The sequence below is a fragment of the Enterococcus rotai genome, from assembly GCF_001465345.1.
GTDB lineage: Bacteria > Bacillota > Bacilli > Lactobacillales > Enterococcaceae > Enterococcus_L > Enterococcus_L rotai.
Window position 1 is genome coordinate 90,057 of sequence record NZ_CP013655.1, and the last position, 15,712, is coordinate 105,768.

The following is a 15,712-nucleotide window of genomic DNA, read 5'->3' on the forward strand; positions in this document are numbered from 1 at the left end:
TCAGGTTCTTCTTTGCCTAAAACTGCATCTCTGCCATAAAGTTCTATCTGATTTTTTATCCATAAATCGTGAAGTTGTACATAAAAAACGGTATCAGTGATTGTTTACTCACTAATACCGTTTAAATAGTCTACAATTAGCTGACTATACTTTAAAGAAACATTCAAAAAGACTAGAAAAGTCCTTTGAAGTTTTATAAAATAGATACTGCTAGCTTTTGTTAGCTATTGGCAACTTGATTAGTGAGTTTATCCCTTACTAGTCAAGGCTTTACTATCTGACGCTAATCAGATAGTAAAGTGCCTTATTATTTGGAATCTGGTTCTGTTGTTTTCTTCATGTAATCATTATAAGGGTCTTCAATATTATCCCCAACATCTTCAATGGCATCCTCTATTTCTTCAAGTATTTCTGAAGATATATTTGTAGTATCTTCAATAGATTCTTTCATTTTATCATAAGTCTTTTTCAATCCTAAATTTATTAGTAGTGACGTAATTATATCTACATCATCATAATTTTCTGTATTCCATAAGCTACATAAAACATCATCTAATTCACTTCTCAAAGGTTCTTTCAAATTTTCGTAAGTATCTCCTTGCCTCATCATCAATTCGTCTAAAATATCAAAAAATTCTTTCTTGGTTAATTTTTTATTTTTAAAGTCCATGATAGCTTGTTCAAATAATAAGTATAATTTATCTGCAGACAGCCATGGCATTTCAGAATAATCTTCTTTTTTCATAACTTTTTCCATTCTATTACCTCCCTTGAATTGGAACATGAACTTCATTTAAGTTTTGCTTTTTCGTCCATAATCCATCAACAGTTACTTGTTTATTTCCTATCTTAATTTGAGCAGTCCATCTTGAACCTGATGCTGAATCTGGAAACTTGGCTGCTGCAACAGGGTCTGGTTCATGCCATCTAATAATGACTTTCTGACCATCAGATAATTGGAATTCATATTTCCCACCATTTTTCATAGTGTCTGTAGGCTTAAATGTGTTTGGAGTGCCTTCTGGAATCATATTTTGCAAATCTTTTAAACTTATTTCTCCATTTTCCAAAAGATTTTCAACTACTAATCGAGTTTGATCTCTATTTAAAGTTTCTACAGAGTGTTTTCCAATCTCAGTTCCAGTCCCGTTGGCCTTCTTATAACTACTATTCCCCTTACTTTTACTCCTATCTAAAGTGTAATTTTTTCCATTCTTATTCCCAGTAACAGGTGTTCCCTTAGGCGTAACTTGTCCTGCAGTCAACGGATGCTTCGCATAATAGCCCACAATCCCCATCGCCGCAATCATACTTGCAACAGTTGCCCAGCGTTGCGCTTTTTCAAGACCTGTTAATGACTTACCTGTATCAAAATTTTTCCCATCACGTAATTCAATCGCTAATTTCGTCAAATAATCAGGTTCTTCTTTGCCAAAAACCGCCTCTCTGCCATAAAGTTCGATTTGGTTTTTGATCCATAAATCATAGGCTTCATTCACTTGGAAGTCTTCTTGCGTGATACGTGTTGGATCAATGACCCACATCCATCTTTTCGTCCCATTAATATCAACAAGCATATACTTGCGTTTATCCAATTCGCCTTGTAATTTCAAGCCGTCCGCTTTTACTTGTTTTTCCCAATTATCTCGTTTGGCTTTGGCTCGGTTTTCCATACATTGATTATGATAAAAAATGAATTCACAAAAATTAGGCTACCAATTATCAGTAGCCTAATATACTTTTTATGTCACTGCACTTATTATTTTAGGTCAGCTCTCTCTTAATTGATGTGACAAACCATTTTCATTTTCGTAATGTTCACTCTAACATCAAAGAAATCTCATAGGAGAGTTAATATTTTTTTATTATTCCTAATCAATTAAGTATACGTTGAAACTCTTCGTTTTACCATCCACTACAGTATCCAATACCTCTTTTTCCCAAAATAATATAATATCCTCTCGAAAGGTTTCAATAAATAGTTCCTTTGCAGGCAGATCATCTTTTAGAAATTCGGAATAGTTGTATATAACCAGTTTAAAACAATTGCTATCGATCCAGCTTAAATCCGTCATCCAGTCAGTAAGCGAATCCCATCCTGAAACGTCCGAAAGATCGAATTTTTCTTTCATGCTTTGAAAAAACTGTTCTTTACTTTGTATCTGCTCACCATCTAACTCAATAGTATAGCAATTTCCCTTTCTAATTTCTTTACTTAACAAAACTAATTTTTCTTTTGATAATTCAATAATCGTGTTAGATGTTAGCTTATCATATTTTATACAATCTTCCGCAAAATCAATATGATACGTTAAATTCAAATCAGAAAACTTTTGGTCTAACACTCTCAAGCATTCGATAAATATTTTACTCTGTAGTCTTTCAGATATATCTTCAAAAACTTCACTAGTCCAATAAACATTATCTTTTGAGCAGCCCATTAAATAATTTATTGTCTTTACTTCATTTTCTGACAATATTGCTGTCAATTTTTCCCAACTATTTTCTACTCCATAATCATAATTTAAACTTATTTCTCTTCTTTCTTTCAAAACTTGATTTACTCTATCAGATAAATTCATAAAATAATTCCTTTTGTATACTTTAAACCTCTTATACAGCTATCATGAAAATTATTCAGCAATTGCATTTACTATCCAACACTAATCAGATAGTAAAGTGCCTTATTTTTATGTTGCTAGAAGTCTGATGGTTCTGTATATTCAATATAATCTCCTGATAAGCCTTCTGGAAACTGTTCTTCTGGATATTCTCTTTCTAAAAGCTCATTAAAATTCTTTATCGTTTCACTCAACGCTTCCTGCTGAGTTTTACCAAAACCAACAGCAGATTCTGGATAATTATCATCAGACCTCAATTTTATATTAATATCTGTATAACCAGAGAAAGCGCCTGAATTATCTTCATAAATTTTCACTTTCATTTTACCATATGGAAGAATTCCTACCATCCATATATTATATTCACCAACACATCTCTCGATTTTTGAAACATTTTTTAAAGATAAATTTTTCCACATAACTTTATTCTCCTTTTATTGTTTTCCAAATGATATTATTTTTCCTGTTGGCTTATGAATATCAATGTACTTCCCATTTTTGTAATATCTTACTACATTAGGTGTAGGATAATCTATTTTTTTTGTTCGTGCTCCTTTTAGTTTACGACTAAAATCTTCCGCTTTATTCAAATATTGCTCTAGAGAGTTAGCTTTAACTTCTGCTCCATGCTTCTCAAAATGCTTTGTCAAAGAAGCTTCCGAGTCAGCAAAAGTCCCCTTATGCCATTTATTTAGAGCATCATCACATATGTTATGAACTAATATACTCAAATTAGAAACAAAATAAGTATGAGCATTCTCTACTTCAAAATTATATACCTTAATAGGTTTATTAAGACAGATAATTTGAATATCGGTGATTGGCAATGTATTTCCTAAACTATCAATCAAATTGTCATTACACGTTAATTCTTTGGCCTTTACCCATCCTTTGTTTAGCAAATAGAACGGATGCTCTTCAGTGGTTTCAATTATTTCATTACCAACAATAATTCGAACAAGTCCGCTAGTGTCACTAACAAATAATTGAACAACTTTTTCATAAGACTGAATATTAGAGTTTTCATGCTTTGCAAAAACTTTTTCACCTATTTGAATAGATTCAATTGGTTTATGTCCTTGTTCTGTTAAAATAAGTGTTCCTGAAACAAAACACTTAGCCCCACTGGCTTTCTTACTCTTAGGTGTAACTTGTCCTGCAGTCAACGGATGTTTCGCATAATAGCCCGCAATCCCCATCGCCGCAATCATACTTGCAATAGTTGCCCAGCGTTGCGCTTTTTCAAGATCTGTTAAGGGTTTTCCTGTATCAAAATTTTTCCCATCACGTAATTCAATCGCTAATTTCGTTAAATAATCTGGTTCTTCTTTGCCAAAAACCGCCTCTCTGCCATAAAGTTCGATTTGGTTTTTGATCCATAAATCATAGGCTTCATTCACTTGGAAGTCTTCTTGTGTAATACGAGTTGGATCAATGACCCACATCCATCTTTTCGTCCCATTAATATCAACAAGCATATACTTGCGTTTATCCAATTCGCCTTGTAATTTCAAGCCGTCCGCTTTTACTTGTTTTTCCCAATTGTCTCTCTTAGCTTTTGCTCGATTTTCTATCTCTTTTGCTCGAGCTTGCCAGCGTTCATTGATTGGTTTGGCCCAACTCATATTTAAACGAGTCATATCAAACGTTCCCGTTGCTGGATTCCATGCTTTGCAGTTTGCTACTTCATTCAAGCCAGTACTAAATTCTGCTTCACTCGCTTCGAAATCAGAAAAAATAGTTGCTGAATGTGTATTATATTCATGAAACTTCCTCAATTTTTCTTGACGCTTCTCAATAGTCTCACACGCATTGATATAACGCCGCTCTAAATCAGGGCGCATCGTTTTGGCGGTACTCATCTGTTGCTCAACATCTCGTTTTACTTCTTCAAAACGGGCGATTTGTTCTAAAATTTCATCTTCGATCGTATCAATGCCACAAACCATGCTTTGATAGTCGCTAAGCAAGCGTTTATTCGCGCTTTCTAGCGCTTCTCCTGTCATTATAGCAGATTGACACAACGGTGTGTATGCCACCATAAAATAGCTTTTAGCTGAATCGTACGCCTTACTGGATAAAGGCGCTGATAAAAATGACTGAATACTCGTTTGCAGTGAAGCAATGGCTTGACTTGCTTGATTATTCATTTGAGAAGCTTGATTAGCTTGTGCTTGAACTTCACCGATATAAAAATTAAGTCCCATTTGACTCTCCCTCCTTTTGCTTCCCAAAAGAAGTTTGTTCTGCACTTACTGATTCTTCCTGATCTAACAACAATCGATATTCTTTTTCTAGCTCAACTTGTTGCTCTTCAAGTTCTCGTTGCGCTTTTTTAGCTAGATGAAGACTTTCATCTCCACGATCTTGATAAAAAGCTCGTTCTTCTGCTTCACAACTGTTCAAAACAAACTCATACGCTTGTTGCTCTTTTTGCTGTAAGTAGAAAAAAGCTTCTTGTTGTTCTTCTACTTGGCGTTGTTCTTTCTTGATACCTAGTTGATCCTCTTGTAATTGTTCGATACGCATGCGGAACTGGTAATTTTTTTGGTCGTAATCTATATCATTCATCGAAAACCTCCCAAATTGGTTAGTTGAGCAATATTCTGATCAACTTTTTCAAATTCTTTCGCAACAGAATGAATATTATTCCCCGCAGAAACAACACTAGAAGATAACAGCTTTAGTCCTTGCTCATATTTATTCATTGCTTGTTTGGCATTTGCGTTGCCCAAGACGTTAGTTCCTGATGAAACGGTTGATGCATTGATACTATTTAATGCACTAGCTGATTGACTAAAAGAAGCTGAAATTCCTGCTGCAATGCTTGTGTTACTTGAAATTGCCATATATACACACCCTTCATTTTTGTGATTATATTACAATTATAGCGAACAGAAATTAAAAAATAAATAACTTTTTAGGTAATTAAAAAAACTTTTTAAACAACTTGAATTTCTTTTAGGATTTATTATATAACAAATAATGCGAAATGATGTTTCAACATAAGTTAAAGTCGGAGGGTTTAGAAAAAAAAGTTTTGTTATTTTTCCTTATATATAAGAGAGAGGGTTTTGGGTGTTATTTAATCATGAAATGTAAGATTTTTCATTGCGAACAGCTGTTTTTTTCGGTATACTAATAGCCATAGGATAGAAATAATTAACAAGAGGAATAGCAATCATTCACTTAGCACGAAATGAGTGAATTAGATGTAATTTCTCCTAACGATAAAACTAAATAATTGGCACTTCCTGATCTGGCTACCAACCAAACTAGTGAAGTTTTGATTGAACAGCGTAACCTGCTTAAACAAATCGCCAATAGTGTACGTCAAATTCTTATTTTTACATTCTTTTGTTTACTAGAAGACCGCAAATCTTCTCCTTCCAAGTACAAACGAGTAAAAATAATTGTTTTTTGATATGCCTATTGTCAACGATTGCAGGTGTAACTGTAGTCGTTTTTTGTTGCTATCTTATAAAATTTGAGAAAAAGAGCAAAATAAATAGGCACTTCACCTACCAGTACCACCCAGTAAATGAAGCCCTGAATAGACAGCGTAACCTATCTATCCAAGTTGCCTGATTACTAGTACCGTAGCACTAGCTTCTTTATTGTACCTAATTTTTGTAAGAATTTCTAGACAGTTTTTGAAATTTCTTCAAATTGGGCTAAGAAACGCGCTATAGTCTGTTAGTCATCCCAACGATAGAGGCGGCAATCTCTATCGTTTTTTCTTTTTCTCAATTGTTGATTGGTGCTTAAATAAACAATAAAAAGGAGAACTTACTTATGAAAAATTCTGCACTTTGTATTAAAGCTGTTCCTTATCAGGAAATTATTGATCTTAGAGATACAGTTGAACGGTTACAATCATGGCAAGAACCGTTGGCGGTTTTGGAGAAGTATTTTACGAATCCAAATACGCCGATTAATAAGAAACAGGTTGTGAAAGATTATTATGCTTGTTCAAAACTTTTCCAAACTTTTAATACAGAGTTTAAAAACCTCAACTTAATTGCTGCAAAACAAGTATCAAAAATTCAAGAAGTAAATGCAAAATAATTACTTATACAATAAAAGGGGCTCTATAAATCAGCCCCTAAATTATATAATTACTTATTCTCTGCCATTTTTTTAAAAACTTGATCATGCTTATCCATAAAAAAATCTATATCAGATGAAAATGTTCCTAATAGATTTTCCGATTTAATCACTAAAGATTTTTCTAATGAGACTTGTCCATCACGAACAATAAAATCTAGTTGATCACTTTCATTTAAGGATAATGCTTGAATTACTTCATTAGGCAAAGATATGATATATGTACCACCATGCTTTCTTATTCGCTCAGATTTTCTTATTCTTTTAGTCATTTTAGTTTCTCCATGATTTTATTTATTAAAATTAGCTTTTTTCAACTTTCCCAATCAAGTTTTTTACCATCATTATTTCATAAGGCTCATTTGTCGGGAAAAATCCCCCAACTGTTTTAAAACCCAATTTAAGATATAAATGCTGAGAATACTCTTCACTGGAAGTTGACAGCATAAGTTCTTTAAACCCTTGAACGATCATTTCACGCTCAAAAAAATGCATTAAATCTGTCCCATATTGTTTACGTCTAAAAGGTTCCAAGATAAACAACATATCCACAAATGGAATAGACTCCCAAAAGAAACTAAATCTAAGCCAACCGATCATTTCATTTTCTTCAATAATCAGAATTCTATTTTCCTCAATAGCTAAGCGAAGTCTCTCTTGAGGTATGTGAGTATCATGTATCGCTAATAAATCTAGATCCATTAATGTTGCATTCCGTATCATCCTTGATAACCTTCTTTCATACAGCTTTATAGATTGATTATACAATAAAAAGTATGTTTCATTTCTTAATTATTCACACTTACAAAAAAATGAGCCAAAACTATTCAATAGTTTTAACCCATCAATCTTTGCTTATCTTATTTCCCAGTAATCGAATCCCAAAGTCCGCTAAAGAAGCCTTTAATATTCTCCCAAAGTCCTTTAGATTTCTCCTGAATTTGCTCTTTCGTTTTAGACAAATCTAGTTGATTAACAAAATCTTCAAAAATATTTTTGTCTTTCATATCACTCATCAAAGTCGTTAATTCTTTCACCTGATCTGATGACATTACATCTTTGATTCCTTGACTTTGCAAGGCATTTTCAACAGTTTTTTGAATATCTGCTTGCGTCAGATTTTTACCATCAGCCGTTTTTGCTGCCAATTCTTTTTTCGCTTGTTCTTGTGCTGCATTCAAGGCTTCATCGGAATACCCATCTTTGTCTTTATTTTCTTCTGTGATCTTAGATAGTACGTCCATTTCGTCCTGTGCAACACCTACACGGTCTCGATTGATGATCCCACCAGATTCTTCGACAATCTTATAGACACCTGCTAAAGCGCCTGAACCATCGATTGGCACAGCGGATGCAACAGTTAATTTGGCATCTGTTATCCCAGCAGTTAACGCTGCATTTTGATACTGAGCTTCTGTGATTTTCGTGATATTTTTAGGTGTAGCGATATCTACAGAGATTCCATCCCCTTTTTTCTGCGTTTCCATCCGAACAGAACTATACACCGCCCATTCTGATGTGAAGCCACCATCAGGGATAAAGCTCATCAAATCTTTCCCAGTTGTTGTGTATTGAGGTGTTTCACCTTTAATTCCTAATTCTTTTAACGTAAAATCCTTTTGCTCTTGGGTCAGTGCATTACCTAAGGCAACCGCATTGATTTGTAGATTTTCTTCAACGCTACTGCTTGTCTCAGTATTCGTTGAGCTTGTTGTTGTGCTTTGCTCTGTCGCAAATGCTGTCGTACCACTATAGATACTTGTTGAAATCAAAAGTAAGCTCATCGCTACTGCTAGTTTTTTTTGTTTTTGTTTCATAAAAATCCTCCTAAAATAACTTCTATTTGTTTCATACTATACAACACTTTTTTTAGTTATTCCTTAAGGACGATCCCATTTTTATAAATTTTTACTGTATTTTAACTTCTTTTCTCTCATTGATCTAGATATTTAGGATAAAACATTTCTCGCTGTTTTCTCAATCGATACTGAATTTGCTGAATAAAACGGTTCGGAGCAGTCACTTTTAAAAAGGGACCAAACGACAATACTTGAATCAATAACTCTGTTTCATCTTGAGCTAAGTAAAAGATCGTCAACTGATACATTGCCTCATCTTCTAATTTTTGTGTGACTTTTCGATAATTGGAAAAATGAAATGTCGCTCTCTCCAAAGTATCACGCTGATCTTTTAGTAGACAAGTAATTGATTTTTCTGTTATACGCTGTACGCTGTTGTTTTCAAAGTGCTGCTTTAATAAACGAACAGTTTGTATCTCAGATACATTCAACAGACAATTTTCCCACTTGCCTTTTTTTGTTTGGCGTTTTCCCTTTAAGCGAAACTTATTATTTTTATGCGAATACTCGATTTTATCTGGTTTTATTCGATGTGTGACATTCACTTGGTTATCTAAGCCTTGATACTCTATTTCAAGATACAGCTGCTTTTGGATGCCTGCAACTAATAAATGAATATTTCGTTGATATTCAGTATTATGAAATCGATCATCAGTTTGAAATTGATCATAATAATCGATATCTTCTGGTCCAAATAAAACTGAAACTTCCTGCAATTGATTCAATAAATGTAACTGTTCAGCTTCAGTTAAAAATAACGAGATTTTGTCGTCTTGTAGCATTGTTTTTAGCCACTGCTTTTCCAATAAGGTCACTGGACGTTGCGGTAACTGATGTAAAATAGAGTGATAGCACTCTTTGTCTTGCTTGACTAAATGCCACGCATCTTCTTCATTAAAAAAAGCATCTGCAAAATGAAAGAGTGTCTCACCATAGCCATTTTCCTCAATGACTTGCTGAATTTCATTTTTATTCATTGGTAATTGCTGCAGCACTTTTTCTGCAATCGCAAAATATTGCCCATAAATTTCGTGAAATAACGGCATTATCTTTGTACCTCCTCTTCAAAATAGAGTGAGTACATTTTTTGGTAATCCACCCAAAACTGTTTTTCCCACAAGCGATTCGTACATTGAATTTTTTCGATACGTCCAAAAAAGGTTCTTAAAAATGGCGTAATAGCTACCATATCAGCTAACTTTATTTGAAAAAGATAGCGATTTTTTTCTAACCTTGTAACGTCACCTTGACGTTTTTCTTTTTCCAACCGTCGAATCAAATATACTTCCTTCTCTTCATCAATTGAAAAGAATACTTTTAGCACTTGGGTCGGTCGGTTCGCTATTGCTGCGTTCCATACAACCTCTTTTTGCTTTAAAAGTTGTTCTTGATAGAGAGCAGTTTGGGGATTTACAGCTTTTAATTTTACATGACTGATCGTGTGTAAACGTATAGAGTATAAGCGTTTTTTGCCTTTCAATTTGCCAACAAGATGTTGATGAATGGCTTGTAACAGTAATAAAGTGACCTCAGCATCAAAGGTTTGGTGGAAAAATGTATGCTTAAAAACATAAGGCGATCTTTGAATCTTTGTCTCACGAGCTAAAAGATGCTCTCCGATAATTCCAACAGGAAACACTTCTTTATAAAATTGAATTGCTTGTAATACATTTTCTGACAATACCATCCTTGGTTGCTGTTGATAGTATAGCGTTTTCCCTTGCTTACTTTCTTGTAAAATACCTAATGCAACATATTCTTTCACTTTTTTTCTAATGGTCAAAGGATCTAGCATATAATCATCTTGAAAAACACTCAAATAATCCGTATCAATCAGTTCAACTAATTCAGCAATCGTAAATTTTTGTTGATCAATAAAAATATCCAATAAAACAAAGTGTAAAAAAATATCATTTTTTGTAAATGATTTACTCTTCCATAATCGCTGAAATGGATTTTCGCTTTTTCGATGACCGTCAATCGCTAGACGCAGTGTTTTTTTCCCATTGTTATAATCAATTTCAATAAACTCTGAAAAAAAGCTCTCGATCCTTCGGCGTTCATTATCATAGCTTCGCTTACTCCCATATGTAAATTCTTCCCGATCCTTAAAACCGTAGATATAAAAATCTCTTGCGTATCTACGCAAGATTTCACTATTTTTGACTAATTCCTGAAACTTCTTTGCCATATGTTCTCCTTTTTTCTCCCTTTTATCCTATTTAAACAAAGGAAAGACTTATGCGCAACTTTTTTTAAAAGATAAGTTATGTATTATCAATTATGATAAAAGCAACTTAAATATATCTAGTTTCCTGAGCTAGTCTAAAAAAAATAAAAAGTGACAGTGACATAAAAACAACACACTCATTTTTCTTATTTTTCATTGAGACAAACCAAGCTCATCACACTTTTAATTCTAGGAGGAAGTTCTTATGGCTTTTATCAAATTACACTCTACTAACCCAAAATTATCCTATCTCTTATACAAAAATCCAGCTAGTGGTATGCAGCTAAGAAAAATCAGAAAGGGCTTTGGATATGGCTGGTACCCGAATGAGCTCACCTATTGTGCTTATTTCTCAGATTCAGACTCAACCATTTCTTTTCGCCCAACAAGAGAAGAAGAAAAACATTATTTAAATGTCTCTCAATACCAGGCACCTTTAGCTTACCTATCGTTATTAACTGAATATTTTAGCTATCCCATGAAGGAGCAAGACCTTGATGAAAAGGGCTATACATACACATTGATTTTTGCTTCCATTGCCGTTCGACGTATGCATTTTTTACGTTTTTTCCAACAACAATTCCCTTCAATTTCTCTAACTTATGAAGAAGAATTGGAAAATATTGGTAAGTTAACTATCCAAACTGAGGGATCTTTACATGACTTACTTCATTACGCGCAACTCTTTTTATTTTTCCAAGCATTGTTTGCACCTGAGTTTTTAGACGAAACAGAGTCATCCATCAGCAAGCAAATCACTTCTTTAAAAGCAATCGATGCACCCTTTTACTTACGAAATCTTTTTGTACGACATTTTTTAAATCGTCGAAATCTTTTTAATCGTTTTAAAGAAGAAATTGAAGAAACAGAACGCTATACAATCCAGTTTGCTTTTGGACAAACCAATTTACAACGACGTAATCTGGCAGAATCCTTGCTCGATTTTGATCGTAATATCGTTGATATTGGCTGTGGTGAAGGCTATTATATTTCACATTTTTCACAAAAGATAAACGAAAAAACTTACTCAGCAATTGATAGTAATCCTGAAGTTTTAGCTGTTGCAAAAGAAAAAGTTGCAAAAAAAGAACTGGAAAATGTCCAATTTTATTCTTCACTTGAGGAATGGATAGCACAGTCGCATACCAAAGAAGCAGTCGACGTTTTATTAATGGAAGTCGTTGAACATATGGAAAAAGCTATTGCTACGACGTTTGTTCAAAAAATCTTACAACAAAACATTCACAAACTTATACTCTCAACACCCAATCATTCATTTAATAAACACTATTATTTAACCGACGAACAAAAGCGTCATGACGACCATCACTGGGAAATGGATGAAGCTGAATTTAGAACTTGGATAAATGAATTAGTAGACTTAACCCAATACACAATAGAATTTTTAGCGATTGGGGATCAAGTTGATCAAGTTAGCACAACACAAGGTGTCTTGATCCAAAGAAAGGAACTATCATAATGATTATTGAAACAAAAATGCATACTATCTTTTTACTAGTTGGACCAACTGAATGCGGTAAAACAACTTTTTCAAAGGATATTTTAATGAAACAATTAACTATTACAGATCCAGAAAAAAACTTTACCAGCAATGTACAATATTTATCTTCCGATGATATTCGCCAAGAGTTGCTTGGACATTCATTTGATAAATACGATCGAGTAATGTTGGAGGCTAGTAACATTGCCTTTCCATTTTTAAAAGAAAAACTAAAAGCAGTTACCACCTATCCAATTAGCGCAGAATTCGTCATTGTGGATACGACTGGATTAGCTAAAGAATTCCGTGAAGAAATGGTCAAACTTGCCAGAGAGCAAAACTATCGCATTGAAACGATTGTCTTTGACTATAAAAATCGTGACGATTACTATCAAAGTGAACGTTCACGTCGCTTAATCAGTGATCACATTCAACGTTTAAAACGAGAAGTCTTGCCCCAATTAGCAAAAGAAAATTATCATATGATTCACCGATTGCCAAAAAATGATTTTTCAGATATTTCTGTGACAATTACAGACAAAGAAGACTATTGTTCTTGCCTCTTACCAGCCAATCAAACCTATGATGTTATTGGCGATGTTCATGAGTGTTTAGATACACTTAAAGAACTATTAACTAAATTAGAGATGTCAGCAAGCAAAAATGCGTCAATCGATTCAACTAAAACGATTCTTGGCGGCGACTGGATCGATAAGGGTAATAATACCAGAAAAATCATTGAATTCCTCTATGATAACCAAGAGAAGTTTTTGTTTACCATGGGTAATCATGAAAACTTTGTTTATAAGTACTTAAAAGAAACGATCAAGGGCACTCAAAAAGAGATACTAGAAACCTATTTTGATTCGATTCCTGTCTTGCAACAAGACCAAGAATTGGCTGAAAAATTTTTCCAGCTAGTAGAACAAAGTAAGCCCTTTTTCCGTAGAATCGGTACGAACAATCAATCGTTTATTGTCACTCACGCTCCATGTAAAGCTAAATATTTAGGTAAATTGGATGCTCTTTCCCAAAAGAAACAGCGGAATTTCCGTATAAATCGTGAGGCTGATCTTCAAGAACAATTAGCATTTCTTGAAGATGAAAGTTATTTTAACTTACCACTACACATTTTTGGACACGTTGCGAATCAAGAAGCTTTCCGCTTGAAAAACAAACGGAGTATCGATACTGGAGCTGTTTCAAAAAATCATTTAACAGCCATTCGAATCCTCCCATACAAAACAATGTTATACTCAGTTTCATCTAACGAAGGAGTAAAAGAAACACTTCCTCTTTTATTCTCGAAACCCAAACGAGCATCTTGGACATTACTTTTCGATGAACAAAAACGGAAACTTCGTTACATGGTCAAAAACAAAATACAGTTTGTCTCAGGAACGATGGCACCTGCTGCAGCAGAACAAGAGAATAATGATTTGGAATCTCTGGAGCAAGGACTTCAATACTTCAAACAAAAAGGGGTTAAAGAGTTGATTTTGCAGCCTAAATACATGGGCTCTCGCTGTAATATCTATCTTTTTGATACCATTGATCAATGTTACGCTATCACTCGAAATGGTAACAGAATCCAACATTTAGATTTAACTGGTATCTACCAACAATTATTGACAAAGTTTGGCTCTTATATGCAAAAGCACAAAATCGACATGTTATTATTAGACGGAGAATTATTGCCATGGTCTGCCTTAGGTGACGGTTTAATAAAGAAAGAATATCGACCAATTGCAAAAAGTTTAGAAATAGAAAATACCTTTCTAAAAGAAAATGACTTTGATCAAGCCTTTGAAAACTTACAAAAAGGGATGTTAAACACGACCTATTCCTACGATGTAAAACACAATAGTAAAAAAGAATTGAAAAAGAAATATGGTGAATTTAAGGCTAGTCAATACAACTATTTATTAGAAGTTGCACCGTATTATGTACCGGTTTATGAGAAAGAGCAGTTCTCAAAAATCTATGAAAATCAGCTTACATTGTACGGCGTTGAATCTGAACTATCATACAAACCGTTTGATTTGCTAAAGATTATTTATAAGAGTGGAATTGAAGAATTGCCAAATTGGTCAAGCATAGAACGTTACAACTTTGTTTCAGATGATCTATTTCAAGTCATCGATTTACAACAACCCGAAGCTTTAGCACTGGCAACACAATTTTTCGATTCAATTACAGTGGATCAACAAATGGAAGGTATCGTATTAAAACCCAATTATTTAACTGAAAACACCGTACCTTTCATTAAAGTCCGTAACAAAGATTACTTAACTTTAATTTATGGCTATGATTATCAATGGGGGCCACGTTATAAAAAATTGATCGCAAATAAAAAAATTGGTGGCAAACTAAAAACCTCTTTAAAAGAACATGAACTTGCAAAAGAGCTTTTAGCTATTCCTATTCAGGAAATTAATGAACACAATGAAACTTACCTCACTATTTTAGCAGATTTACTATTTGAATTAGCTAAAGAAAAAGAACTTGATCCTCGACTATAATATTTTTAAAAGGAGGTACCCATATGGACCAAACAATAAAACAAGAACTCGATAGAATAGCTGAAAAAGAACAGATTCAAATTTTATATGCTGTAGAATCCGGCAGCCGTGCTTGGGGATTTCCTTCTAAAGACAGTGATTACGATGTTCGTTTTATCTACACTCGTCCTAAAAAATCGTATTTACAGTTACAACCTACAAAAGATGTGCTGGAATACCCGATATCTGGCGATTTAGATATTAGCGGTTGGGATTTAGATAAAACATTAAAATTACTGAGGAAAAATAATCCTGCACTTTTAGAATGGCTAGCTTCTCCCATTATTTATAAGAAAAACACCTCATTCTATCGCGAACTTTGCTTACTTTCTGACAAAATTCAACAGCCTAAAGGACTGATTTATCATTATTTGCATATGGCTAAAGGGAATTTTAGAGATTATTTGAAGCAGGAACAAGTGAAAAGCAAAAAATATTTTTATGTTTTGCGTCCCTTACTTGCTTGTATGTGGATCGAGTATTATCACGAAAAACCACCAGTTCCTTTCGAACAACTATTAACAATTCCTAGTTTATCCACTGACTTTTTAGATGCTGTAGCACAATTACTAATCAGGAAAAAAGCGGGCGAAGAATTAGCATTAGAAGAACAAATTCCGGAAATCCAAGCATTTATCAAAGAAAAAATCACTTATTTTGAGTCCTATGTTCTAACATTAGAAACGCTCCCTTCGATTTCCTATGACGAATTGAATGACTTCTTTTTTAAATGGATTGAATAGTAAAAAACTAGAAGCTTGAGGCCATTATCTCAAGCTTCTAGTTTCTCTATTAATATCCATTATTTAAACAATATACCCGCCTATTTATTA

At 33.8% G+C, this 15,712-nt stretch carries 16 protein-coding genes; 4 read left to right on the forward strand and 12 right to left on the reverse strand.

Annotation, left to right across the window (positions count from 1 at the left end; translation table 11 throughout):
• Window positions 1-307: 307 nt before the first annotated feature.
• From ATZ35_RS00410 to ATZ35_RS00440, 7 genes are all read right to left on the reverse strand, one after another.
• Window positions 308-757 carry a hypothetical protein gene (locus tag ATZ35_RS00410; RefSeq protein WP_206835618.1) on the reverse strand — a complete coding sequence of 150 codons (450 nt, stop codon included), beginning with the start codon at window positions 755-757 and terminating at the stop codon, window positions 308-310.
• 4 nt (window positions 758-761) lie between these two features.
• Window positions 762-1,673 (reverse strand): hypothetical protein, encoded by a 912-nt coding sequence (locus ATZ35_RS00415; RefSeq protein WP_208928353.1) that lies wholly within the window; start codon window positions 1,671-1,673, stop codon window positions 762-764.
• Between the two features lie 198 nt (window positions 1,674-1,871).
• On the reverse strand, window positions 1,872-2,582 hold the full coding sequence (locus tag ATZ35_RS16740) for a barstar family protein (RefSeq protein ID WP_244148190.1): 711 nt from the start codon (window positions 2,580-2,582) through the stop codon (window positions 1,872-1,874).
• A gap of 116 nt (window positions 2,583-2,698) precedes the next feature.
• Complete coding sequence (locus tag ATZ35_RS00425; RefSeq protein WP_208928355.1) at window positions 2,699-3,040, reverse strand: hypothetical protein; 342 nt, start codon at window positions 3,038-3,040, stop codon at window positions 2,699-2,701.
• 15 nt (window positions 3,041-3,055) lie between these two features.
• Window positions 3,056-4,828, reverse strand: coding sequence for a polymorphic toxin-type HINT domain-containing protein (locus ATZ35_RS00430; protein ID WP_208928357.1), 1,773 nt, complete (start codon window positions 4,826-4,828; stop codon window positions 3,056-3,058).
• Window positions 4,818-5,192, reverse strand: a complete 375-nt coding sequence (locus tag ATZ35_RS00435) for a DUF3958 family protein (protein WP_208928359.1) — start codon at window positions 5,190-5,192, stop codon at window positions 4,818-4,820. The genes ATZ35_RS00430 and ATZ35_RS00435 overlap by 11 nt, the downstream gene beginning before the upstream one ends.
• Window positions 5,189-5,470 (reverse strand): TIGR04197 family type VII secretion effector, encoded by a 282-nt coding sequence (locus tag ATZ35_RS00440; protein WP_208928361.1) that lies wholly within the window; start codon window positions 5,468-5,470, stop codon window positions 5,189-5,191. Before ATZ35_RS00440 ends, ATZ35_RS00435 begins: the two co-directional genes overlap by 4 nt.
• 946 nt (window positions 5,471-6,416) lie before the next feature.
• On the opposite strand from ATZ35_RS00440, the gene ATZ35_RS00445 reads away from it, so the two are divergent.
• Window positions 6,417-6,689: a hypothetical protein gene (locus tag ATZ35_RS00445; RefSeq protein WP_208928363.1), complete on the forward strand. Its 273-nt coding sequence runs from the start codon at window positions 6,417-6,419 to the stop codon at window positions 6,687-6,689.
• A 50-nt stretch (window positions 6,690-6,739) separates the two neighbouring features.
• On the opposite strand, the gene ATZ35_RS00450 is transcribed toward ATZ35_RS00445, so the two are convergent.
• The 5 genes from ATZ35_RS00450 to ATZ35_RS00470 all read right to left on the reverse strand — a co-directional run bounded on the left by ATZ35_RS00450 (window position 6,740) and on the right by ATZ35_RS00470 (window position 10,778).
• Window positions 6,740-7,000: an AbrB/MazE/SpoVT family DNA-binding domain-containing protein gene (locus tag ATZ35_RS00450; RefSeq protein WP_208928365.1), complete on the reverse strand. Its 261-nt coding sequence runs from the start codon at window positions 6,998-7,000 to the stop codon at window positions 6,740-6,742.
• Between the two features lie 31 nt (window positions 7,001-7,031).
• Window positions 7,032-7,451, reverse strand: a complete 420-nt coding sequence (locus ATZ35_RS00455; protein ID WP_208928367.1) for a GNAT family N-acetyltransferase — start codon at window positions 7,449-7,451, stop codon at window positions 7,032-7,034.
• 137 nt (window positions 7,452-7,588) lie between these two features.
• Window positions 7,589-8,545, reverse strand: a complete 957-nt coding sequence (locus ATZ35_RS00460) for a DUF1002 domain-containing protein (protein WP_208928369.1) — start codon at window positions 8,543-8,545, stop codon at window positions 7,589-7,591.
• A 116-nt stretch (window positions 8,546-8,661) separates the two neighbouring features.
• Window positions 8,662-9,633: a WYL domain-containing protein gene (locus ATZ35_RS00465; protein ID WP_208928378.1), complete on the reverse strand. Its 972-nt coding sequence runs from the start codon at window positions 9,631-9,633 to the stop codon at window positions 8,662-8,664.
• Window positions 9,633-10,778, reverse strand: a complete 1,146-nt coding sequence (locus tag ATZ35_RS00470; RefSeq protein WP_208928381.1) for a hypothetical protein — start codon at window positions 10,776-10,778, stop codon at window positions 9,633-9,635. Before ATZ35_RS00470 ends, ATZ35_RS00465 begins: the two co-directional genes overlap by 1 nt.
• 244 nt (window positions 10,779-11,022) lie before the next feature.
• On the opposite strand from ATZ35_RS00470, the gene ATZ35_RS00475 reads away from it, so the two are divergent.
• Genes ATZ35_RS00475 through ATZ35_RS00485 form a run of 3 tightly spaced genes read left to right on the forward strand, consistent with a single transcriptional unit; the run spans window position 11,023 to window position 15,622 of the window.
• Window positions 11,023-12,297: a class I SAM-dependent methyltransferase gene (locus ATZ35_RS00475; RefSeq protein ID WP_208928384.1), complete on the forward strand. Its 1,275-nt coding sequence runs from the start codon at window positions 11,023-11,025 to the stop codon at window positions 12,295-12,297.
• Window positions 12,297-14,840, forward strand: coding sequence for a metallophosphoesterase (locus ATZ35_RS00480; protein ID WP_208928387.1), 2,544 nt, complete (start codon window positions 12,297-12,299; stop codon window positions 14,838-14,840). The genes ATZ35_RS00475 and ATZ35_RS00480 overlap by 1 nt, the downstream gene beginning before the upstream one ends.
• Before the next feature lie 23 nt (window positions 14,841-14,863).
• A complete protein-coding gene (locus ATZ35_RS00485) occupies window positions 14,864-15,622 on the forward strand; it encodes a nucleotidyltransferase domain-containing protein (protein WP_208928390.1) in 759 nt (252 codons plus the stop codon).
• Window positions 15,623-15,712: the final 90 nt, after the last annotated feature.

Excerpts from the sequence above, each read along its gene's own strand:
- ATZ35_RS00410 (WP_206835618.1), bottom strand. The coding sequence starts at position 757 with ATGGAAAAAGTTATGAAAAAAGAAGATTATTCTGAAATGCCATGGCTG.
- ATZ35_RS00415 (WP_208928353.1), bottom strand. The coding sequence starts at position 1,673 with ATGGAAAACCGAGCCAAAGCCAAACGAGATAATTGGGAAAAACAAGTA.
- ATZ35_RS16740 (WP_244148190.1), bottom strand. The coding sequence starts at position 2,582 with ATGAATTTATCTGATAGAGTAAATCAAGTTTTGAAAGAAAGAAGAGAA.
- ATZ35_RS00425 (WP_208928355.1), bottom strand. The coding sequence starts at position 3,040 with ATGTGGAAAAATTTATCTTTAAAAAATGTTTCAAAAATCGAGAGATGT.
- ATZ35_RS00430 (WP_208928357.1), bottom strand. The coding sequence starts at position 4,828 with ATGGGACTTAATTTTTATATCGGTGAAGTTCAAGCACAAGCTAATCAA.
- ATZ35_RS00435 (WP_208928359.1), bottom strand. The coding sequence starts at position 5,192 with ATGAATGATATAGATTACGACCAAAAAAATTACCAGTTCCGCATGCGT.
- ATZ35_RS00440 (WP_208928361.1), bottom strand. The coding sequence starts at position 5,470 with ATGGCAATTTCAAGTAACACAAGCATTGCAGCAGGAATTTCAGCTTCT.
- ATZ35_RS00445 (WP_208928363.1), top strand. The coding sequence starts at position 6,417 with ATGAAAAATTCTGCACTTTGTATTAAAGCTGTTCCTTATCAGGAAATT.
- ATZ35_RS00450 (WP_208928365.1), bottom strand. The coding sequence starts at position 7,000 with ATGACTAAAAGAATAAGAAAATCTGAGCGAATAAGAAAGCATGGTGGT.
- ATZ35_RS00455 (WP_208928367.1), bottom strand. The coding sequence starts at position 7,451 with ATGATACGGAATGCAACATTAATGGATCTAGATTTATTAGCGATACAT.
- ATZ35_RS00460 (WP_208928369.1), bottom strand. The coding sequence starts at position 8,545 with ATGAAACAAAAACAAAAAAAACTAGCAGTAGCGATGAGCTTACTTTTG.
- ATZ35_RS00465 (WP_208928378.1), bottom strand. The coding sequence starts at position 9,633 with ATGCCGTTATTTCACGAAATTTATGGGCAATATTTTGCGATTGCAGAA.
- ATZ35_RS00470 (WP_208928381.1), bottom strand. The coding sequence starts at position 10,778 with ATGGCAAAGAAGTTTCAGGAATTAGTCAAAAATAGTGAAATCTTGCGT.
- ATZ35_RS00475 (WP_208928384.1), top strand. The coding sequence starts at position 11,023 with ATGGCTTTTATCAAATTACACTCTACTAACCCAAAATTATCCTATCTC.
- ATZ35_RS00480 (WP_208928387.1), top strand. The coding sequence starts at position 12,297 with ATGATTATTGAAACAAAAATGCATACTATCTTTTTACTAGTTGGACCA.
- ATZ35_RS00485 (WP_208928390.1), top strand. The coding sequence starts at position 14,864 with ATGGACCAAACAATAAAACAAGAACTCGATAGAATAGCTGAAAAAGAA.